General features: G+C 66.0%; 19 protein-coding genes. 12 read left to right on the forward strand and 7 right to left on the reverse strand.

What is annotated here, in order from left to right; genetic code table 11:
• Positions 1-75: 75 nt before the first annotated feature.
• Complete coding sequence (locus ACWKSV_RS04560; RefSeq protein WP_076716175.1) at positions 76-1,407, reverse strand: dicarboxylate/amino acid:cation symporter; 1,332 nt, start codon at positions 1,405-1,407, stop codon at positions 76-78.
• A gap of 209 nt (positions 1,408-1,616) precedes the next feature.
• Between ACWKSV_RS04560 and ACWKSV_RS04565 the strand changes: the two genes are divergently transcribed.
• From ACWKSV_RS04565 to ACWKSV_RS04585, 5 genes are all read left to right on the forward strand, one after another.
• The gene (locus ACWKSV_RS04565; RefSeq protein ID WP_076718153.1) at positions 1,617-3,407 is read left to right on the forward strand and encodes a sensor histidine kinase; all 1,791 of its coding nucleotides are present in this window, start codon (positions 1,617-1,619) and stop codon (positions 3,405-3,407) included.
• Positions 3,404-4,720 (forward strand): sigma-54-dependent transcriptional regulator, encoded by a 1,317-nt coding sequence (locus ACWKSV_RS04570; RefSeq protein WP_076716177.1) that lies wholly within the window; start codon positions 3,404-3,406, stop codon positions 4,718-4,720. Before ACWKSV_RS04565 ends, ACWKSV_RS04570 begins: the two co-directional genes overlap by 4 nt.
• A 70-nt stretch (positions 4,721-4,790) precedes the next feature.
• Entirely contained in the window at positions 4,791-5,096 is a 306-nt protein-coding gene (locus tag ACWKSV_RS04575) for a DUF485 domain-containing protein (RefSeq protein ID WP_056434975.1), read from the forward strand.
• Positions 5,093-6,796 (forward strand): cation acetate symporter, encoded by a 1,704-nt coding sequence (locus ACWKSV_RS04580; RefSeq protein ID WP_249024811.1) that lies wholly within the window; start codon positions 5,093-5,095, stop codon positions 6,794-6,796. The genes ACWKSV_RS04575 and ACWKSV_RS04580 overlap by 4 nt, the downstream gene beginning before the upstream one ends.
• 96 nt (positions 6,797-6,892) lie before the next feature.
• Positions 6,893-7,060, forward strand: coding sequence for a hypothetical protein (locus ACWKSV_RS04585; protein ID WP_167345429.1), 168 nt, complete (start codon positions 6,893-6,895; stop codon positions 7,058-7,060).
• Here ACWKSV_RS04585 and ACWKSV_RS04590 read toward each other — a convergent pair.
• Positions 7,057-8,367 carry an MFS transporter gene (locus ACWKSV_RS04590; RefSeq protein WP_191864514.1) on the reverse strand — a complete coding sequence of 437 codons (1,311 nt, stop codon included), beginning with the start codon at positions 8,365-8,367 and terminating at the stop codon, positions 7,057-7,059. The two genes, ACWKSV_RS04585 and ACWKSV_RS04590, sit on opposite strands and share 4 nt — an antisense overlap.
• A gap of 114 nt (positions 8,368-8,481) precedes the next feature.
• Between ACWKSV_RS04590 and pgsA the strand changes: the two genes are divergently transcribed.
• From pgsA to ACWKSV_RS04605, 3 genes are read left to right on the forward strand one after another with little or no spacing between them, the layout of a single operon-like run.
• Positions 8,482-9,036 carry a CDP-diacylglycerol--glycerol-3-phosphate 3-phosphatidyltransferase gene (gene pgsA / locus ACWKSV_RS04595; protein WP_076716178.1) on the forward strand — a complete coding sequence of 185 codons (555 nt, stop codon included), beginning with the start codon at positions 8,482-8,484 and terminating at the stop codon, positions 9,034-9,036.
• Entirely contained in the window at positions 9,036-9,293 is a 258-nt protein-coding gene (moaD, locus tag ACWKSV_RS04600; protein WP_172839660.1) for a molybdopterin converting factor subunit 1, read from the forward strand. The genes pgsA and moaD overlap by 1 nt, the downstream gene beginning before the upstream one ends.
• Positions 9,290-9,730, forward strand: coding sequence for a molybdenum cofactor biosynthesis protein MoaE (locus ACWKSV_RS04605; RefSeq protein WP_076716180.1), 441 nt, complete (start codon positions 9,290-9,292; stop codon positions 9,728-9,730). Before moaD ends, ACWKSV_RS04605 begins: the two co-directional genes overlap by 4 nt.
• Positions 9,731-9,782: 52 nt before the next feature.
• On the opposite strand, the gene ACWKSV_RS04610 is transcribed toward ACWKSV_RS04605, so the two are convergent.
• From ACWKSV_RS04610 to ACWKSV_RS04620, 3 genes are all read right to left on the reverse strand, one after another.
• Positions 9,783-10,412, reverse strand: coding sequence for a fasciclin domain-containing protein (locus ACWKSV_RS04610; protein ID WP_076718158.1), 630 nt, complete (start codon positions 10,410-10,412; stop codon positions 9,783-9,785).
• Positions 10,413-10,526: 114 nt separating this feature from the next.
• Positions 10,527-11,147, reverse strand: coding sequence for a fasciclin domain-containing protein (locus ACWKSV_RS04615; protein ID WP_076716182.1), 621 nt, complete (start codon positions 11,145-11,147; stop codon positions 10,527-10,529).
• Between the two features lie 67 nt (positions 11,148-11,214).
• The gene (locus tag ACWKSV_RS04620) at positions 11,215-12,117 is read right to left on the reverse strand and encodes a hydrogen peroxide-inducible genes activator (protein WP_056434969.1); all 903 of its coding nucleotides are present in this window, start codon (positions 12,115-12,117) and stop codon (positions 11,215-11,217) included.
• A 156-nt stretch (positions 12,118-12,273) separates the two neighbouring features.
• On the opposite strand from ACWKSV_RS04620, the gene ACWKSV_RS04625 reads away from it, so the two are divergent.
• Both ACWKSV_RS04625 and ahpD read left to right on the forward strand, forming a co-directional pair.
• Positions 12,274-12,819 (forward strand): peroxiredoxin, encoded by a 546-nt coding sequence (locus ACWKSV_RS04625; protein WP_042488670.1) that lies wholly within the window; start codon positions 12,274-12,276, stop codon positions 12,817-12,819.
• A 124-nt stretch (positions 12,820-12,943) separates the two neighbouring features.
• Entirely contained in the window at positions 12,944-13,465 is a 522-nt protein-coding gene (gene ahpD / locus ACWKSV_RS04630; protein WP_056434968.1) for an alkylhydroperoxidase, AhpD family, read from the forward strand.
• A 132-nt stretch (positions 13,466-13,597) separates the two neighbouring features.
• Here ahpD and ACWKSV_RS04635 read toward each other — a convergent pair whose 3' ends face one another.
• Complete coding sequence (locus ACWKSV_RS04635) at positions 13,598-14,362, reverse strand: sulfite exporter TauE/SafE family protein (protein ID WP_156884372.1); 765 nt, start codon at positions 14,360-14,362, stop codon at positions 13,598-13,600.
• 154 nt (positions 14,363-14,516) lie between these two features.
• On the opposite strand from ACWKSV_RS04635, the gene epsC reads away from it, so the two are divergent.
• Positions 14,517-15,200 carry a serine O-acetyltransferase EpsC gene (gene epsC / locus ACWKSV_RS04640; protein WP_076718160.1) on the forward strand — a complete coding sequence of 228 codons (684 nt, stop codon included), beginning with the start codon at positions 14,517-14,519 and terminating at the stop codon, positions 15,198-15,200.
• Complete coding sequence (locus ACWKSV_RS04645; RefSeq protein WP_056434966.1) at positions 15,200-15,532, forward strand: DUF2794 domain-containing protein; 333 nt, start codon at positions 15,200-15,202, stop codon at positions 15,530-15,532. Before epsC ends, ACWKSV_RS04645 begins: the two co-directional genes overlap by 1 nt.
• Positions 15,533-15,605: 73 nt before the next feature.
• Here the strand turns inward: ACWKSV_RS04645 and ACWKSV_RS04650 are convergent, their stop codons facing one another.
• Positions 15,606-15,989: a hypothetical protein gene (locus ACWKSV_RS04650; RefSeq protein ID WP_076716185.1), complete on the reverse strand. Its 384-nt coding sequence runs from the start codon at positions 15,987-15,989 to the stop codon at positions 15,606-15,608.
• Positions 15,990-16,011 lie beyond the last annotated feature (22 nt).

The following is a 16,011-nucleotide window of genomic DNA, read 5'->3' on the forward strand; positions in this document are numbered from 1 at the left end:
GTCGGTTGCCTTATAGCATCCCGGTAAACAAATGACCCGGCCGATGCGGTCGGCCGGGTCGTGCCGGGATAGGGATCAGGCGATGGCCGGCTGGACAGTGGCAGGGGTGGAGAGCATCGGTTTGCCGCTGAGTGCGGCGTCGAGGGCGTCCTTGTCGAGGGCGCCTTCCCAACGGGCGACCACGACGGTGGCCACGGCGTTGCCGATGAAGTTGGTCAGGCTGCGGCATTCCGACATGAAGCGGTCGACACCCAGGATCAGCGCCATGCCCGCGACCGGCACGTCCGGCACGATCGACAGGGTGGCCGCCAGGGTGATGAAGCCCGCACCGGTGACGCCAGCAGCACCCTTGGACGAGAGCATCGCGACAAGGAGCAGCGCCAGCTGCTGGCCGAGCGACAGGTCGACGCCGCAGGCCTGGGCGATGAACAACGCGGCCAGCGTCATGTAGATGTTGGTGCCGTCGAGGTTGAACGAATAGCCGGTCGGGACGACCAGACCGACGACCGACTTTTCACAACCGGCCTTTTCCATCTTCACGAGAAGATTGGGCAGGGCGGCTTCGGACGACGAGGTGCCGAGGACGAGCAGCAGTTCGGCCTTCAGGTAGCGGATCAGCTTCAGGACCGAGAAGCCGTTGGCGCGGGCGATGGTGCCCAGCACGACGACGACGAACAGGATCGAGGTGAGATAGAAGGTCGCGACCAGCGCGCCGAGATTGACCAGGCTGCCGACACCATATTTGCCGATAGTGAAGGCGATGGCGCCAAAGGCACCGATCGGGGCGGCCCGCATCAGGATGCCGACCATGCGGAAGATGACGACGCTGATCCGCTCCAGGCTGTTCAGCAGCGGGCGGGCGGGCTCGCCGACCAGCGCCATCGAGATGCCGAACAGGATGGCGACCATCAGCACCTGCAGGATGTTACCCTGCGTGAACGCGCTGATCAGCGTATCGGGAATGATGCCCAGCAGGAAGCCGGTGACCGTCGTGTCATGCGCCTTGGCGGTATATTCGGCGATCGACCCGACCTTCAGCGTGCTGGGATCGATGTTCATGCCCGCGCCCGGCTGAACGACATTGGCGACGACCAGACCGACGATCAGCGCGAAGGTCGAAACGGTGACGAAGTAGAAGAACGCCTTGCCGGCGACGCGGCCGACCGAACCCAGTTCGCGCATGCCGGCGATACCGGTGACGACGGTCAGGAAGATGACGGGGGCGATGATCATCTTCACCAGCTTGATGAAGGCGTCGCCGATCGGCTTCAGGGATTCGCCGAAGCTCGGCCAGAAATGACCGATGATCGCGCCCAGCGCGATCGCGAACAGAACCTGCACATACAGGTGAGACCAGATACGCGCCCGACGGGGCGCCTCTGCCACGGCATAATCTTGAGCGATCATGACTTTTCAGCATCCTCTACAAAAAGTGGGCCGGACGCGGTAGGCCGCGCTTCCGAATTGCCGTCAGTGTGCGGAATGCCGCAGGGGAATTCAATTTTATCGAAAATGCAGCTAAGAATTTGAAATACCACGATAGATGACGTGGCGTTGCCCTATGTCGCGCGAAAATCCGCATGGCGCTCGGGCACGGGTTGCGATATTTCGCACATATGTCGTTGCCGTCCTATCGCGGCCGAGCCTTGGTTCGGCGCCATGCCCTGCCGCTGTTGGCGGTCGTACTGCTGACGGTCGTCGCAGGTTCGCTGCTGCGTCTCTACGCCCATCGGCAGGCGCTGTCCGATCTCAAGGGCGAGACCCTGCGCATCGCCCGGCAGGAAGAAAGGCTGCTGAGCAGCGAGTTGCAGCGCTTCCGGCTGCTGCCCATCGTCCTGGTCGAATATCCCGATGTCGGTGACGCCCTGCGCAACGGGTCGGTGCAGGCCGCCGCGCGGCTGAACGAAAAGCTGCGCGGCTTGGCGGAGCGGACCGGGGCGCCGGTCATCTACGCCATCGACAGGCGCGGGCGCACGGTCGCTGCCTCCAATGCCGGGCGTGCGGACAGCTTTGTCGGGCGGGATTATGGGTTTCGTCCCTATTTCCGGCAGGCGATGCGAACCGGCACGTCCGAATATTTCGCCTTGGGCAATACGAGCCACCGGCCCGGCCTGTTTCTTGCCCGAAGGATCGGTCCTGCGACTGCCCCGGACGGTGTGGTCGTGGTGAAGGTCGAATTCGCGCATATGGTACAGGCCTGGGCGAGCGATGCGGGCCAGACGCTGCTGCTCGACGATCACGGCGTGGTCGTGGTCACCACCGATCCCGCCGCGGAGTTCACGCTGACCCGTCCGCTGACCCCTTCGGCGAAGCTGGCGATCCGCGAAAGCCAGCAATTCGGCACGATCGCTCTTCGCCCCGGCCCCTACAGAATCGCGGGCGGTGATGCGACCGACCGGGAGGGGACTCGCTACATCGTCGGCGTCACGCCCGCGCCGCTGCCCCGGTGGCAACTGGTTCATGTCCTTCCCTCGAAGCCCGCACTGAAGGAGGCGGACGGCTGGGTCCGTTCGGTCACCGCCCTGATCGCGGTCGGGCTGATCGGGCTGACGCTGCTGGCGATCTGGCGACGGACACGCGCCGAACGCGCGGCGATGGCGCGCGAGGCGTTGGAGGAGGAGGTCGCCCGGCGCACGGCGGAACTGCGCGCGACCAACGACCAGCTGACCGTCGAGATTTCCGAGCGTATCCGCGCCGACCAGCGGTTCCGCGCGGCGAGAGAGGAACTGGCCCAGGCCAATCGGCTGGGCTCGCTGGGCTCGATCACGGCGGGCGTGGCGCATGAGATCAACCAGCCGGTGGCGGCGATCCGCACGCTGGCGGACAATGCCCGCACCTTCCTGTCGCGCGACAAGCCGGACAAGGCCGCGGGCAATCTGGCAACGATCGTCGAGCTGACCGAACGGATCGGCTCGATCGTCCAGGAGATGCGGCGTTTCGTCCGGCGCGGTACGCATGGACTGGGCCCGGTGTCGCTGGAGGCGGTGCTGGACGGCACGATGCTGCTGATCGGCGACCGGTTCCGCACCGCCGGGGTCGCGCTGGAGCGGCCGAGGGGCGGGGCACTGCCCCGGGTTGTGGCGGGGCGCGTGCGGCTGGAGCAGGTGCTGGTCAATCTGCTGCAGAACGCACTGGACGCCGTGGCGGAGACCCCTTCGCCGCGCGTGCGACTGACGGTCGTCGAGCATCCCGATGGGGTCGAACTGACCGTGGAGGATAACGGCCCCGGTCTGGACCCGGCCATCGCGACCGAGATTTTCACCCCCTTCGTGACCGGCAAGCCCGATGGACTGGGCCTGGGACTGGGGATTGCGCGGGATATCATGACGGAGTTTGGCGGCGTGTTGGAAACCATCCCCTCAAGTCTGGGCGGTGCAGGCTTTCGTCTGAGGATGCGCCGCGCATGAGCGAGACGTTGCGGGTCCTTCTGGTCGATGACGACACGGTGCTGCGTCAGGCATTGGCCCAGTCGTTCGAGCTGGCCGGGATCGATGTCGAGGCGCATGGCGATCCGCTGGCGGCGCTGGCGACGATCACCGCCGACTTTCCCGGCATGGTCGTGTCCGACATACGCATGCCGGGCCTGGACGGGATCGAATTGTCGAAGCGGGTGGCCGCGATCGACGCCGAAATCCCGGTGATCCTGATGACCGGTCATGGCGACGTACCGATGGCGGTCGCCGCCCTGAAGCAGGGCGTCCATGACTTTGTCGCCAAGCCCTTTGCCGCCGATCACCTGATCTCCAGCGCCGAACGCGCGTTGGAGATGCGGCGACTGGTCCTCGACAACCGGCGGTTGCGACAGGCGGCGGAGGAGGCACAGGGCGCCTATCCGCTGATCGGGGAGACCCCGGTCATGATGCGGCTTCGCGATACGGTGCGACAGGTGGCGCAGGCCGATGTCGACGTGCTGGTCGAGGGAGAGACGGGGACGGGCAAGGAACTGGTCGCGCTGCTGCTCCACCGCTGGAGCGCCAGGCGTACGCGGCCCTTCATCGCGGTCGACTGCGCCGCCTTGCCCGAGGCGATTGCCGAGGACGAGCTGTTCGGCCAGGCGCATGGCCGGACGCCGGGGCGGATCGCGGCGGCGCATCGCGGCACGCTGTTCCTCGACGAGGTGGACAGCATGGCCCCGGCGCTCCAGGGCCGGATGCTCCGCGTGGTCGAGGAGCGGGAGGTCCGCGCGATCGGGGCGGAGGATCCGCAACTGCTCGACCTGCGCATCGTGGCCGCCGCCAAATCCGATCTGGCCCGTGCCGTGGAGGAGGGGCGTTTCCGCGCCGACCTGCTCTACCGGCTCGACGCGGTGCGGCTACGCGTGCCGCCGTTGCGCGAGCGGCGGGCCGACGTGCCGTTGCTCTTTGCTCATTTCCTGCGCGAGGCGGCGGAGCGCTTCGGGCGGCCAGTGCCGATGATCGACGGCAGTATCCAGGCGCGGCTGCTGTCGCACGACTGGCCGGGCAATGTGCGCGAGGTGCGCAACTATGCGAACCGCGTCGCGCTGGGCCTGTTCGGCGAAGCGCGCGAGGCGGGGGATCCGCTACCCCTGCCCGAACGGGTCGAGCAATTCGAGGGCGCGACGATCCGCGCCGTGCTCGAGGAAGTGGCGGGCGACGTCCGCGCGGCGCTCGCCGTGCTGGGCATCCCGCGCAAGACCTTTTACGACAAGGTCGCACGGCACGGCATCGACCTGAACGCCTATCGCCCCAATCGCGCTTGACGTTACGGCGGGGGCGGGGGAGCATGGCGGCCACGACACCGATGTACGGTGCGGGGGTTAGGAGATTGCCATGGAGGATGCCGCAGCCCGTCTGGCCAGCGATCCGCGCTACATCGCGCTGGTTCGCAAGCGAGGGCGCTTCACGACTGTCCTGACGGTCATCATGCTGATCGTCTATTTCGGGTTTGTCCTGACCATCGCCTTCGACAAGGCGTTGCTCGCCCATTCGGTCAGCGGGGGCGCGACGAGCTGGGGCATACCAATCGGGCTGGGGGTGATCGCCCTCGCGATCGTGCTGACCGGCCTGTACGTATGGCGGGCCAATCGCGATTTCGATCCGGTCATCGACGCGCTTCGGGCGGAGTATGGTGCATGATGCGCGGAGGGATCTCGCTCGCCGCCGCCCTGACGCTTCTGCCCGTCTCGGCAGCCGAGGCTCATGCCATCGGCCCTGCCGTCCAGCAGGCGACGAACTGGACCGCGATCGGCATGTTCGCGGCCTTTGTCGCGCTAACGCTGGCCATCACCCGCTGGGCCGCGCGGCGAACCCGGACGGCCTCCGATTTCTATACGGCCGGGGGCGGGATTACCGGCTTTCAGAACGGCCTGGCGATTGCGGGTGACTTCATGTCCGCCGCATCCTTCCTGGGGATTTCGGCGCAGATCTATGCCGATGGCTATGACGGGCTGATCTATTCGATCGGCTTTCTCGTCGGCTGGCCGATCCTGTTGTTTCTGATGGCCGAACGCCTGCGCAATCTGGGGCGGTTCACCTTCGCCGATGTCGCGTCCTTCCGGTTCGCCCAGACGCCGGTGCGGATGGTAGCGGCCTGTTCGACGCTGCTCGTCGTCCTATTCTATCTGATCGCGCAGATGGTCGGGGCGGGGCAGTTGATCCGCCTGCTGTTCGGCTTGCCCTATGGCTATGCGGTGATCATCGTCGGCGTGCTGATGACGATGTACGTCCTGTTCGGCGGCATGACCGCGACGACCTGGGTCCAGATCGTCAAGGCGATGATGCTGCTGGGTGCTGCCAGCTTCATGGCGATCGCCGTGCTGGCGCGGTTCGGGTTCAGCCCCGAGGCGCTGTTCGCCCGCGCGGTCGAGGTGAAGACGGCGCTGGCCACCCTGGCGGGCGCAGGGCCGGACGAAGCGGTGACGAAGGGCCGGGCAATCATGGGGCCGGGCGGGTTCATCAAGGATCCGATCTCCGCCATCTCGATCGGCGCTGCGCTGATGTTCGGCACGGCAGGCCTGCCGCATATTCTGATGCGCTTCTTCACGGTGCCCAATGCCAAGGCGGCGCGCAGCTCGGTGCTGTGGGCGACGGGCTGGATCGGTTATTTCTACATCCTGACCTTCGTCATCGGCTTCGGCGCGATCGTGCTGGTCGCGACCGACCCTGGCTTCCTCGATGCGGATGGCGCACTGCGTGGCGGCAGCAACATGGCGGCGATCCACCTGGCGCAGGCGGTCGGCGGCAACCTGTTCCTGGGCTTCATCTCGGCGGTGGCGTTCGCGACCATCCTGGCGGTGGTGGCCGGTCTGACCCTGTCGGGAGCCTCGGCGGTCAGTCATGACCTCTATGCGACCGTCATCAAGAAGGGGAAGGCGGACTCCGCTTCCGAGCTTCGGGTGTCGCGGATCACCGTGCTGGTGCTGGCGGTCATCGCGATCCTGCTGGGCATCCTGTTCGAGAAGCAGAATGTCGCCTTCATGGTCAGCCTGGCCTTCGCGCTGGCGGCGTCGGCCAACTTCCCTGTGCTGTTCCTGTCGCTGCTCTGGTCGGGCTGCACGACGCGGGGCGTGGTGGCGGGCGGCCTGGTCGGCTTGTTGACCGCGCTCGTGCTGACCATCCTGTCACCTGCCATCTGGGTGAACGTCCTGGGCCATGCCGCGCCCATCTTCCCCTATGGCTCGCCGACCATCTTCTCGATGCCGCTGGCGTTCCTGACCATCTGGCTGGTGTCGATCACCGATAGCAGCGGTCGTGCGGCGGTCGACAAGGCGGGCTATCCGGCGCAGCGTATCCGCTCGGAGACGGGCATCGGCGCGTCGGGCGCACACGACCATTAAGTCTCGATCCCCGCTGTCTCGATACGGGGCAGCGGGGACAGACGGTCCGATATCGAGCCGCTGCCGAAACGGTAAACGAGACGTTAACAGGGGGCTATGAGACGCCGCCTAGTCCTGACCAACGAAGCCGCCCGCCACCCTTTTCGGCGCACGCTGCCGCCCCCCGTCAAAGCGCGGAGGCGACAGGACGACGATCAGGATATCCGGCTGTTCGTCCTCAGCTTCACGGCCTTCTTCATCAGCATCTACACGTTTCTGTTTTAAGCCGGTTCGGCGGAAACCTCGTCGCAGGCACGATGCAGCAGCAGTGCGAGCCATGCCGATACGAGGCACATGCCCGCGACGACGAACAGCATGTCGGCCGATGATACGCCCGCCGCGCTGATCGCAAAGGCCAGGACCGAGCCGATCGTCATGGCGAAGCAGTTTACGATGTTGTTCGCCGCTACCGTTCGCGCGGTCTGATCCTTTTCGACCGTGGTGGTCAGGAAGGCATAGAGCGGCACGACGAACATGCCCCCGGTCGTGGCGATCGCCAGAAGCGTGGCGAGGATACCGATGGCTCGCGGTTCCGCCAGGAACGCCTGCCAGCTATACAGGCCGCCGCCAACCGCCGGGGTCCAGTTGCGGCAAAGGAACGAGAACAGCACGACGAAGGCGCCCATGGCGATGACCGACATCGGCGAATAGCGCGCCGAAATCTCACCTTTCAGCATCGTGTTGATGACCACCGATCCGATGGCGACCCCGATCGAGAAGATGGCGATAGCCAGGCTGGCGACTTCCTTGTCCGCCGTCAGGACATTCTTCACCAGCGGCGGGAAGATGATGATGAGGACCGCGCCGATCGTCCAGAAGAAGCTGATCGCGATGATCGCCAGGAACAGGCGGCGGATATGCAGCGTCGCCGAGATCAGCCGCCACGAAGCGGTAAAGGGGTTGTAGTTAAGCTTCAGCGGCGGGCCTTCGCGCGGGGCCGGGGGCACCTGACGCCCCAGGAACCAGCCGATCACCGCGACGACCAGCACGCCGATGGCGGCCGCCTCGATCGGGATCCACCCCGCCGCGACCGTGCCGAGCAGGATCGCCAGATAGGTCCCCGCCTCGACCAGGCCGGTGCCGCCCAATATGTCTTCGGCCTCCAGATGCTGGGGCAGGATGGCGTATTTGATCGGCCCGAAAAAAGTCGAATGGACGCCCAGCGCCAGCACCGTACCCAGCATCAGCGCCAGTCCGGCGGTCGTGTACCCCGCCTTGGCGATCAGCAGGCCACCCGCACCGACCAGCATGATGCCGATCTCGACCGTCTTCACGATGCGGATGATCTTGGCCTTGTCGTGGCTGTCGGCCAATTGCCCCGACAGCGCCGACAGGAAGACGAAGGGCAGGATGGCGGCGCCGGTCGCGGCGCAGTTGAAATAGAACTCGGAATGGGGGTCGGTGAAGATCGCATAGGTGGCGAACAACACCATCGACGTCTTGAACAGGTTGTCGTTGAACGCGCCGAGAAACTGGGTGGCAAACAGCGGCAGGAAGCGACGCTGTTTGAGAAGCCCGAGGGCATTGAGCATAACGAAAAATGGCCCGATCGTGGCAACAGGATGACAGCAACATAGCTATGCGCACCCATATCGCCAACCGCTTAAAGCGGTTTGTCATGGGCGAACGAGCGGTTAGAAGGCGGCATGCTGACGCTGCCCAACCTGTTGACGCTCTCGCGAATCCTGGCCGTGCCGCTGCTCGCGGGGCTGTTGTGGCAACCCGATTGGGCACTGGGCTACGGCATCGCCTTTGCCCTCTACTGCCTGATGGGCATCACCGATTACTTCGACGGCTATCTCGCGCGTGCGCAGGGGGCGGTGTCGAAGCTGGGCGTCTTTCTCGATCCGATCGCCGACAAGATCATGGTCGCCTCGGTCATCCTGGTGCTGGTCGCGGTACAGGTGCTGAGTGGGGTGAGCGTGGTCGCGGGCCTCGTCATTCTGCTGCGCGAGATCGCGGTGTCGGGACTGCGCGAGTTTCTGGCGCAGTTGCAAGTGTCGGTGCCCGTGTCGCGACTGGCCAAGTGGAAGACGACACTGCAACTGATCGCGCTCGGTGGTCTGATCCTGGGCGGCGCGCTGCCCGGTTGGCCGTGGATGCATGTGGCGGCCCTGGCGGCGCTCTGGGCCGCGGCGGTGCTGACGCTCGTCACCGGCTGGGATTATCTCCGCGTCGGCCTTAAGCATATGGATAGCTGATGACGCTGACGATCCTGTATTTCGCCTGGGTCCGGGAACGGATCGGACAGGCCGAGGAGACGGTGACGCCGCCCGAGCACGTTGTGACGGTCGGCGACCTGGTCGCATGGCTGACGACGCGCGGCGGCGGCTATGCCGAGGCGATGGCCGAACCGGAGCGGTTGCGCGCCGCGGTCGATCAGACTTTCGTTGGCCTCGATGCGGCCATCGGCAATGCCCGCGAGGTCGCGATCTTCCCGCCGGTGACGGGCGGATGATCCGTATCCTGGTATCGGTCGCCCCGATCGATCTCGCCGAGGAAATGGCGCGGATCGAGGGGCAGGATGTCGGCGCGGTGGCGAGCTTTTGCGGGCTGGTCCGCGCCGATGACGGGGTCGATAGCCTTGAACTCGAACATTATCCCGGCGCGACCGAGGCGGCGTTGAAGCGGATCGCACAGGAGGCGGCGGAACGCTGGTCGCTCCAAGCTGCAACGATCGTCCACCGCGTCGGCCCGATGCGGCCGGGCGAGCGGATCGTGCTCGTCCTGGCGGCGGCCCCGCATCGCCGCGACGCGCTCGACGCCTGCGCCTATCTGATCGACCGGCTGAAGACCGACGCGCCCTTCTGGAAGCGCGAGACGCGGGGACAAGATGCCCGCTGGGTCGAGGCGCGAGACAGCGACACGGCGGCCGCCGAACGCTGGACTTCATAAAAAAAAGGCGAGGCCGAAGCCCCGCCTTTTCCTGTTTCGACGATCCGCCGACTTAGCCGATCTTCGGCACGTTGATGCCGTTGGTCAGATGCACGACGCCGTTGGTCGCCTGCACATCGGCCTTGTCGACATAGGCCTTCTGGCCGTTCACATCGGTCAGCATGATATTGCCGTTAGGGCCGAGCTGCGCCGTCAGCGGCTGACCGGCGAGCGTCGTTAGCGTGGCGGTGCCGTTGCCCGCCGCGATCTGCGCCTTGAGCTGGTCGGCGGTTACCTTGCCCGACACGACATGGTATTTCAGGATCGTCGCCAGCGTGGCCTTGTTCTCCGGCTTGCTCAGCGTGTCGAGCGCGCCCGGGGGCATACGGCTGAACGCCTCGTTGCTCGGCGCGAAGACGGTGAAGGGGCCGGGGCCGGACAGATCGGCAGTCAAGCCCGCCGTCGTGACGAGGCCCGCCAGCGTGCTGCGATCCGGCGTCGCGGCCAGGATCTGGACGATGGTACCGGTTGCGGCGGGCGTCGCGGTGGTCGGGGCTGCCGGAGCAGTCTTGGCCGGGGTCGCCGGGGCCGTCTGGGCAGGCACAGGCTGGATCGGTGCGGTCTGGGGCGCCGTCTGGGCCATGGCGGCACCCGCGCCGGTCAGGGCCGTGGCGGACACGAGAATGGCAAGGGTCTTCAACATGAATAGCATACTCCCGTTCTTCTGGCGGCGGAGCGGGGTCGCATCGCGCCGCATGGTGAAGGGCAGGCCAGCCGTTCCTCAAGCGAAACGGCCGTCCTGATGGGAGTAACGCACTCAATCCAGTTTTGGCACCAAAACGCCGTTGACGATGTGGATGACCCCGTTTGCCTGGGTCATGTCACCCGCCTCGATATAGCTCTTGTTGCCGCCGCTGTCGGTCAGGGTGATGACCGACTGGGTCATGCTGACGGTCAGCCATTCGCCCTGGACGGTCATCAGCTTGGCGGTCCCGCCACCGGCCGCGATCTGCTGTTGCAGGTCGGCGATACCGACGACGCCGGGCACCATATGAAAGCGGATCAGCTTGACCAGCGAGTCCCGGTTGGCCGGCTGCAACAACTGCTCCTGCACACCCGGCGCCAGTCGGGCAAAAGCCTCGTTCGACGGTGCGAACAGAGTATAGGGGCCAGGGCCTGCGAGCGTCGTCGCGAGCCCGGAGGCGCGGATCGCGGCAACCAGCGACGATAGCGAAGGCGTGGCCGTCGCATTGTCGAGGATGGTGCGGGTCGGCACCATCGGCTGGTCCGGCTGCGGAGCCGCCGGGGTCGCGACGACCGGCGCGCTGGACGGAGCCGCAGGGGCTTCCCGCTGATCCCGCCCGCGTCCGCAGCCGCCCAGTCCGATCATGGCGATGAGCGGCAGAACGGCCACCAGCCGCCGTGCATTATGGGTCATGGGCGAAATCTCCTGTAGATGGGATGATATCGAAGGGGACGCGCAAGGCGCGGCCCCAAGTTGCGCTTCACGCTGCTTCAGCGAGCACCTGTGCCAACAGACGAAAGTCCTTCTCGCGCGGGCTGGCGCGACGCCAGACCAGCGCGATCTTGCGCACCGCATTCTCGGCGTCGAGCGGACGCGCGGTGATCTGGGTATTGTCCAGAATGCCCGAGCGCAGCGCCATTTCCGGCAGCATCGTCATGCCCAGGCCATTGTCGACCATCTGGACGATGGTGTGGAGCGACGTGCCGAGCATCGTCGCCTCCGCGCGCAGTTCGGGACGGTTGCAGGCGGCCAGCGCATGGTCCTTCAGGCAATGCCCGTCTTCCAGCAGCAACAGCCGCGCCTCGTCGATCGCAGAGGCCGGGAAGGCGGCAGGCGGCGTTACATCCTCGTCGGTCGGGAAGGCGACGAACAGCCGGTCGTCGAACAAGGGCTCGGCCGTCACCTCGCCACAGGCATAGGGGAGGGCGAGCAACACGCAATCGGTGCGACCGTTGTGCAGACGCTCGCAGGCCGGGCCGCTCGGCTCCTCGCGCAGGAACAGCTTCAGGTCGGGAAAGTCGCGCCGCAGCCGAGGCAGGATGCGCGGCAGCATGAAGGGTGCGATGGTCGGGATCACCGACATGCGCATCTCGCCCGACAAAGGCCGTCCGGCAGCGCGGGCCATGTCGCCCAGTTCGTCCGCCTCACGCAGGACGCGGCGCGCCTTGTCGGCGATCCGCTCGCCCAGCGGCGTGAAGCGCACGACACGTCGCGTCCGCTCGACCAGCGTCACGCCGATCAGCGTTTCCAGTTCGCGCAGGCCCGCCGACAGGGTGGATTGCGTGACGAAACACGCATCTGCCGCCCGGCCGAAATGGCCATGGTCCTGCAGGGCCACGAGATATTGTAACTGTTTCAGGGTCGGTAGATAGGTCGCGGCCATTGATCGTCTCAGTCGATTGCGATGTGACAAATAGCTTGTTGGATCAAAGGCGCCAGTCCCCATATCTGTCGCGGCAACGAATACAGGCGGGCCAACCGCCGATCGTACGAGAGGATGGCTGAAGCCGAATTTTGTTGAAGAATGGAGGCTATTGCCATGTTGACCGTTGGAGACAAGCTCCCCGCATTCACCGTTCCCGTCCAGCAGGGCACCAACGCGCTGCCCGCCGGCGAGACGATCAGCGACACCTCCTATGAGGGCAAGTGGAAGGTTCTGTTCTACTGGCCGAAGGACTTCACCTTCGTCTGCCCGACCGAGATCGTGGGCTATTCCGAGCTGAAGGGCGATTTCGAGGATCGCGACGCCGTGCTGATCGGCGCGTCGACCGACACCGCGCATGTCCACCTGGCATGGCGCAAGTCGGACCCGGATCTGGCCGCGGCCGACTTCCCCTGGATCGCGGACAATGGCCGCGTCCTGGCCGATGCGCTGGGCATCGTCGACAAGAATGAGCATGTCGCCTACCGCGCGACCTTCATCATCGACCCCGACAATGTCATCCAGCACGTTACGATCAACGGCCTGAATGTCGGCCGCAACCCGGCCGAGACGCTGCGTGTCCTCGACGCGCTGCAGACCGACGAGCTGTGCCCGTGCAACTGGAACAAGGGCGACGACGTCCTCCAGCTCGCCGCCGAGTAATTCTGTCGTCCGGGGGCGGTGACGTCCCCGGACCCAACATTTCCGACGCCCCGGCGAGGGTCGCTGGTCCATCGCGGATCGGCGGCCCGGACTGGGGCGTCGTTTATCCGGAGCAATCCCTTTCATGTCGCTCAAGGAATTTGCCGGGCAGCTGCCCGACTTCGCCAAGGACATCCGCCTGAACGTCGGCTCGCTGCTCAACGAGCCGGTGCTGAACGATCAACGCAAGTACGGCCTGCTGCTCGCCTGCGCACATGGCACCGGCCACAAGCCACTGGTCGAGGCCGCCGAGGCGGAATGCGCCCCCAAGCTCTCGCCCGAAGCCGCCAATGCGGCGCGCGCGGCGGCGGCGGTGATGGCGATGAACAACGTCTATTATCGCTTCACCCACCTGGCCGGGAACCAGGAATATCGCAACATGCCTGCCAAGCTGCGCATGAACGTGATCGGCGCGCCGGGCATCGACAAGATCGATTTCGAGCTGTTCAGCCTGGCGGTATCGGCGATCAACGGCTGCGGCATGTGCATCGACGCGCATGAGGCGGTGCTGAAGAAGGCCGGTGCGTCGGCCGAGGTCATCCAGACCGCCGTCCGCATCGCGGCGGTGATGCAGGCCGTAGCCACCGTCCACTCGGCCATCGCGTAAAAATATCCTCCCCGGCACGGGGAGGGGGACCATGCGTAGCATGGTGGAGGGGGCTCTCCGCCAAGGACGGACTCTGCGGAAGCCCCCCTCCGTCAGGCCCTTGGCCTGCCACCTCCCCGTGCCGGGGAGGATTTATCCTTTAACCGCCTGATACAGCCCCCAGAGGCTGGTGAGCGTCAGGATCACCCCGACAAGCGTCAACAGGGTTCGTGCCGGAACCCGCTTCGCCAGCATCGCCCCGAACGGCGCGGCACAGATGCCGCCGATCAGCAGCCCGACCGTCGCCATGGTGAAGGCGCCCCAGCCGAGCTGCGTGATGAACGTCGCCGAGATGGTCGCCGTCAGAAAGAATTCGGCCGTGTTGACCGTGCCGATGGTGGTTCGCGGCGCAGCCCCCTGGGCCAGCAGGTTCGACGTCACCACCGGCCCCCAGCCGCCGCCACCCGCCGCGTCCAGAAAGCCGCCGAGGAACCCAAGAGGCCCGACGATCTTGGGCTCACGCGTTGCCGCCTTGTGTCGCCAGGCGCGGATCAGCAGATAGATGCCGATGCCGGTCAGATAGGCCAGAATGAAGGGCTTCACCACGGCTGCATCGATGTTGGACAGCACATAGGCGCCCAGCGCACCGCCGATCACGCCGGGGATCATCAGCCGCAAGAACAGTCGCCAGTTGACGTTGCGATGCACCGCATGGCTGATCCCCGAGACGGCGGTGGTGAAGGTCTCGACACTGTGCACGCCCGCCGAGGCGGCGGCAGGCGGAACGCCCAGACTGATGAGCAGCGTGTTGGAGATCACCCCGAAGGCCATGCCCAGGGCACCGTCGACCACCTGCGCGGCAAACCCCACGGCCACGAACGGCAGGATGTGGATCAGTTCGGTGCTGGTCGGGTCCATCATGTCTCCTGTGCTTTATGACCGGCGGCCATGCCGTGTCCCGGCCAACGCTGCAACCGCGATAGATTTTGCCCGATGCCAAGCGAGAATGGGTCGATCTGGATTTTGGCCGGGCCTATGCCTAAATGCGCATATCGCATCTGGGGACATGCTCATGCCGAGCCGATTGGCCGCCTATCTCGATTCGATCCGGGCTCGCGATCCCGCTCCGCATTCGCGTGCGGAGATTTTGCTGTACCCCGGCGTCTGGGCGCTGGCCGGGCACCGGGTCGCGCACCGGCTGTACAAGTCGCGGGCCTTTTTCCTCGCGCGGCTGGTTAATCACTTCACCCGCTTTCTGACCGCGATCGACATTCACCCCGGCGCCAAGATCGGACGCAACTTCTTCATCGACCATGGCTTCGTCGTGATCGGCGAGACGGCGGAAATCGGCGACGACGTCACCATCTATCAGTGTGTGACCCTGGGCGGCACCAGCCCGGACAATGGCGTGGCGGGCAAGCGGCATCCGACCCTGATGGACGGTGCGATCGTCGGATCCGGCGCGCAGGTGCTGGGTCCGATCATCGTCGGTCCGCGCGCGCGGGTCGGCGCGAACGCGGTCGTCACGCGCGACGTGCCCGAGGGGGCGGTGATGGTCGGCATTCCGGCTCGCCCGACGATCGTCGAAGGCGGGGCTGCGCCCGAGAAGCGCTTCGTTCCTTACGGCACGCCCTGTTCCGAGATGTTCGATCCCCAGACCCAGAAGATCGAAATGCTCCGTTGCGAGCTGGATACGATGCGGCGGCGGCTGGACGCGGTGCTGGCCGAGCAGGGCGAAGAGCGCGACCGGGCCTGATGGGGGTCGTACCCTTTCCCAAAGCGGCGGGGCAGGTGGGGTTCGACCGCGCAGAGCTGACGCGTATCCTCGACCTCTATGGCCGGATGGTAGCGGCCGGGCACTGGCGCGACTATGCGATGGACATGGGCCGCGATGCGGCGATCTTCTCCGCCTTTCGTCGCGCGGCCGAACGCCCCGAATTCCGGATCGAGAAGCGCCCGGCGCTGCGCAACCGACAGGGCATGTGGGCGCTGATCGGCGAGGGCGGGGCGGTGCTGAAGCGTGGGCATGAACTGGGGCCGGTTCTGGCCCCGGTCGAGCGGCGCCTCATGAAGCTGGTCGAGGAATAACCCGTCCTCATGAAAAAGCGCCGGTCCCCGTGTCGGGAACCGGCGCCATTCCTACAGCCTTGTGATGGGCCGATTACTTGCCGCCACGCTGACGGCACTGGTCATACTGACCCTTTTTGCAGATCGGATAGCTCTTGAGCGGCGCCGGGGCCGGATAGGCCTGGGACGGGCTGGGCGCCTGCTGGAACACGACCGGCGCGCCGGGCGCGGGCTGCGACGCCATGGGCGGCTGGGCGGGCTGATAGCCACCGGCGGTCATCGTGCCGGCGGTCGCGGCGGCATTGGCCTGCATCGAACCCTGAGCCGACGCGTCGGTCTGGGTCTGCGTTGTGGTCGTATCGGTCTGCGTCGAGGCGCCGGCCTGCATCCCCGCCTGGGCGGTGGTGTCGGTCTGGGTCTGCTGGGCGAAAGCGGGCGCCGCCATCAGAGCGGTGGCGGCCAGAAAAACGAGCTTCATGCGAATCTCCTGTTCAGAAGCG

Source organism: Sphingomonas sp. SphC10, from assembly GCF_057004845.1.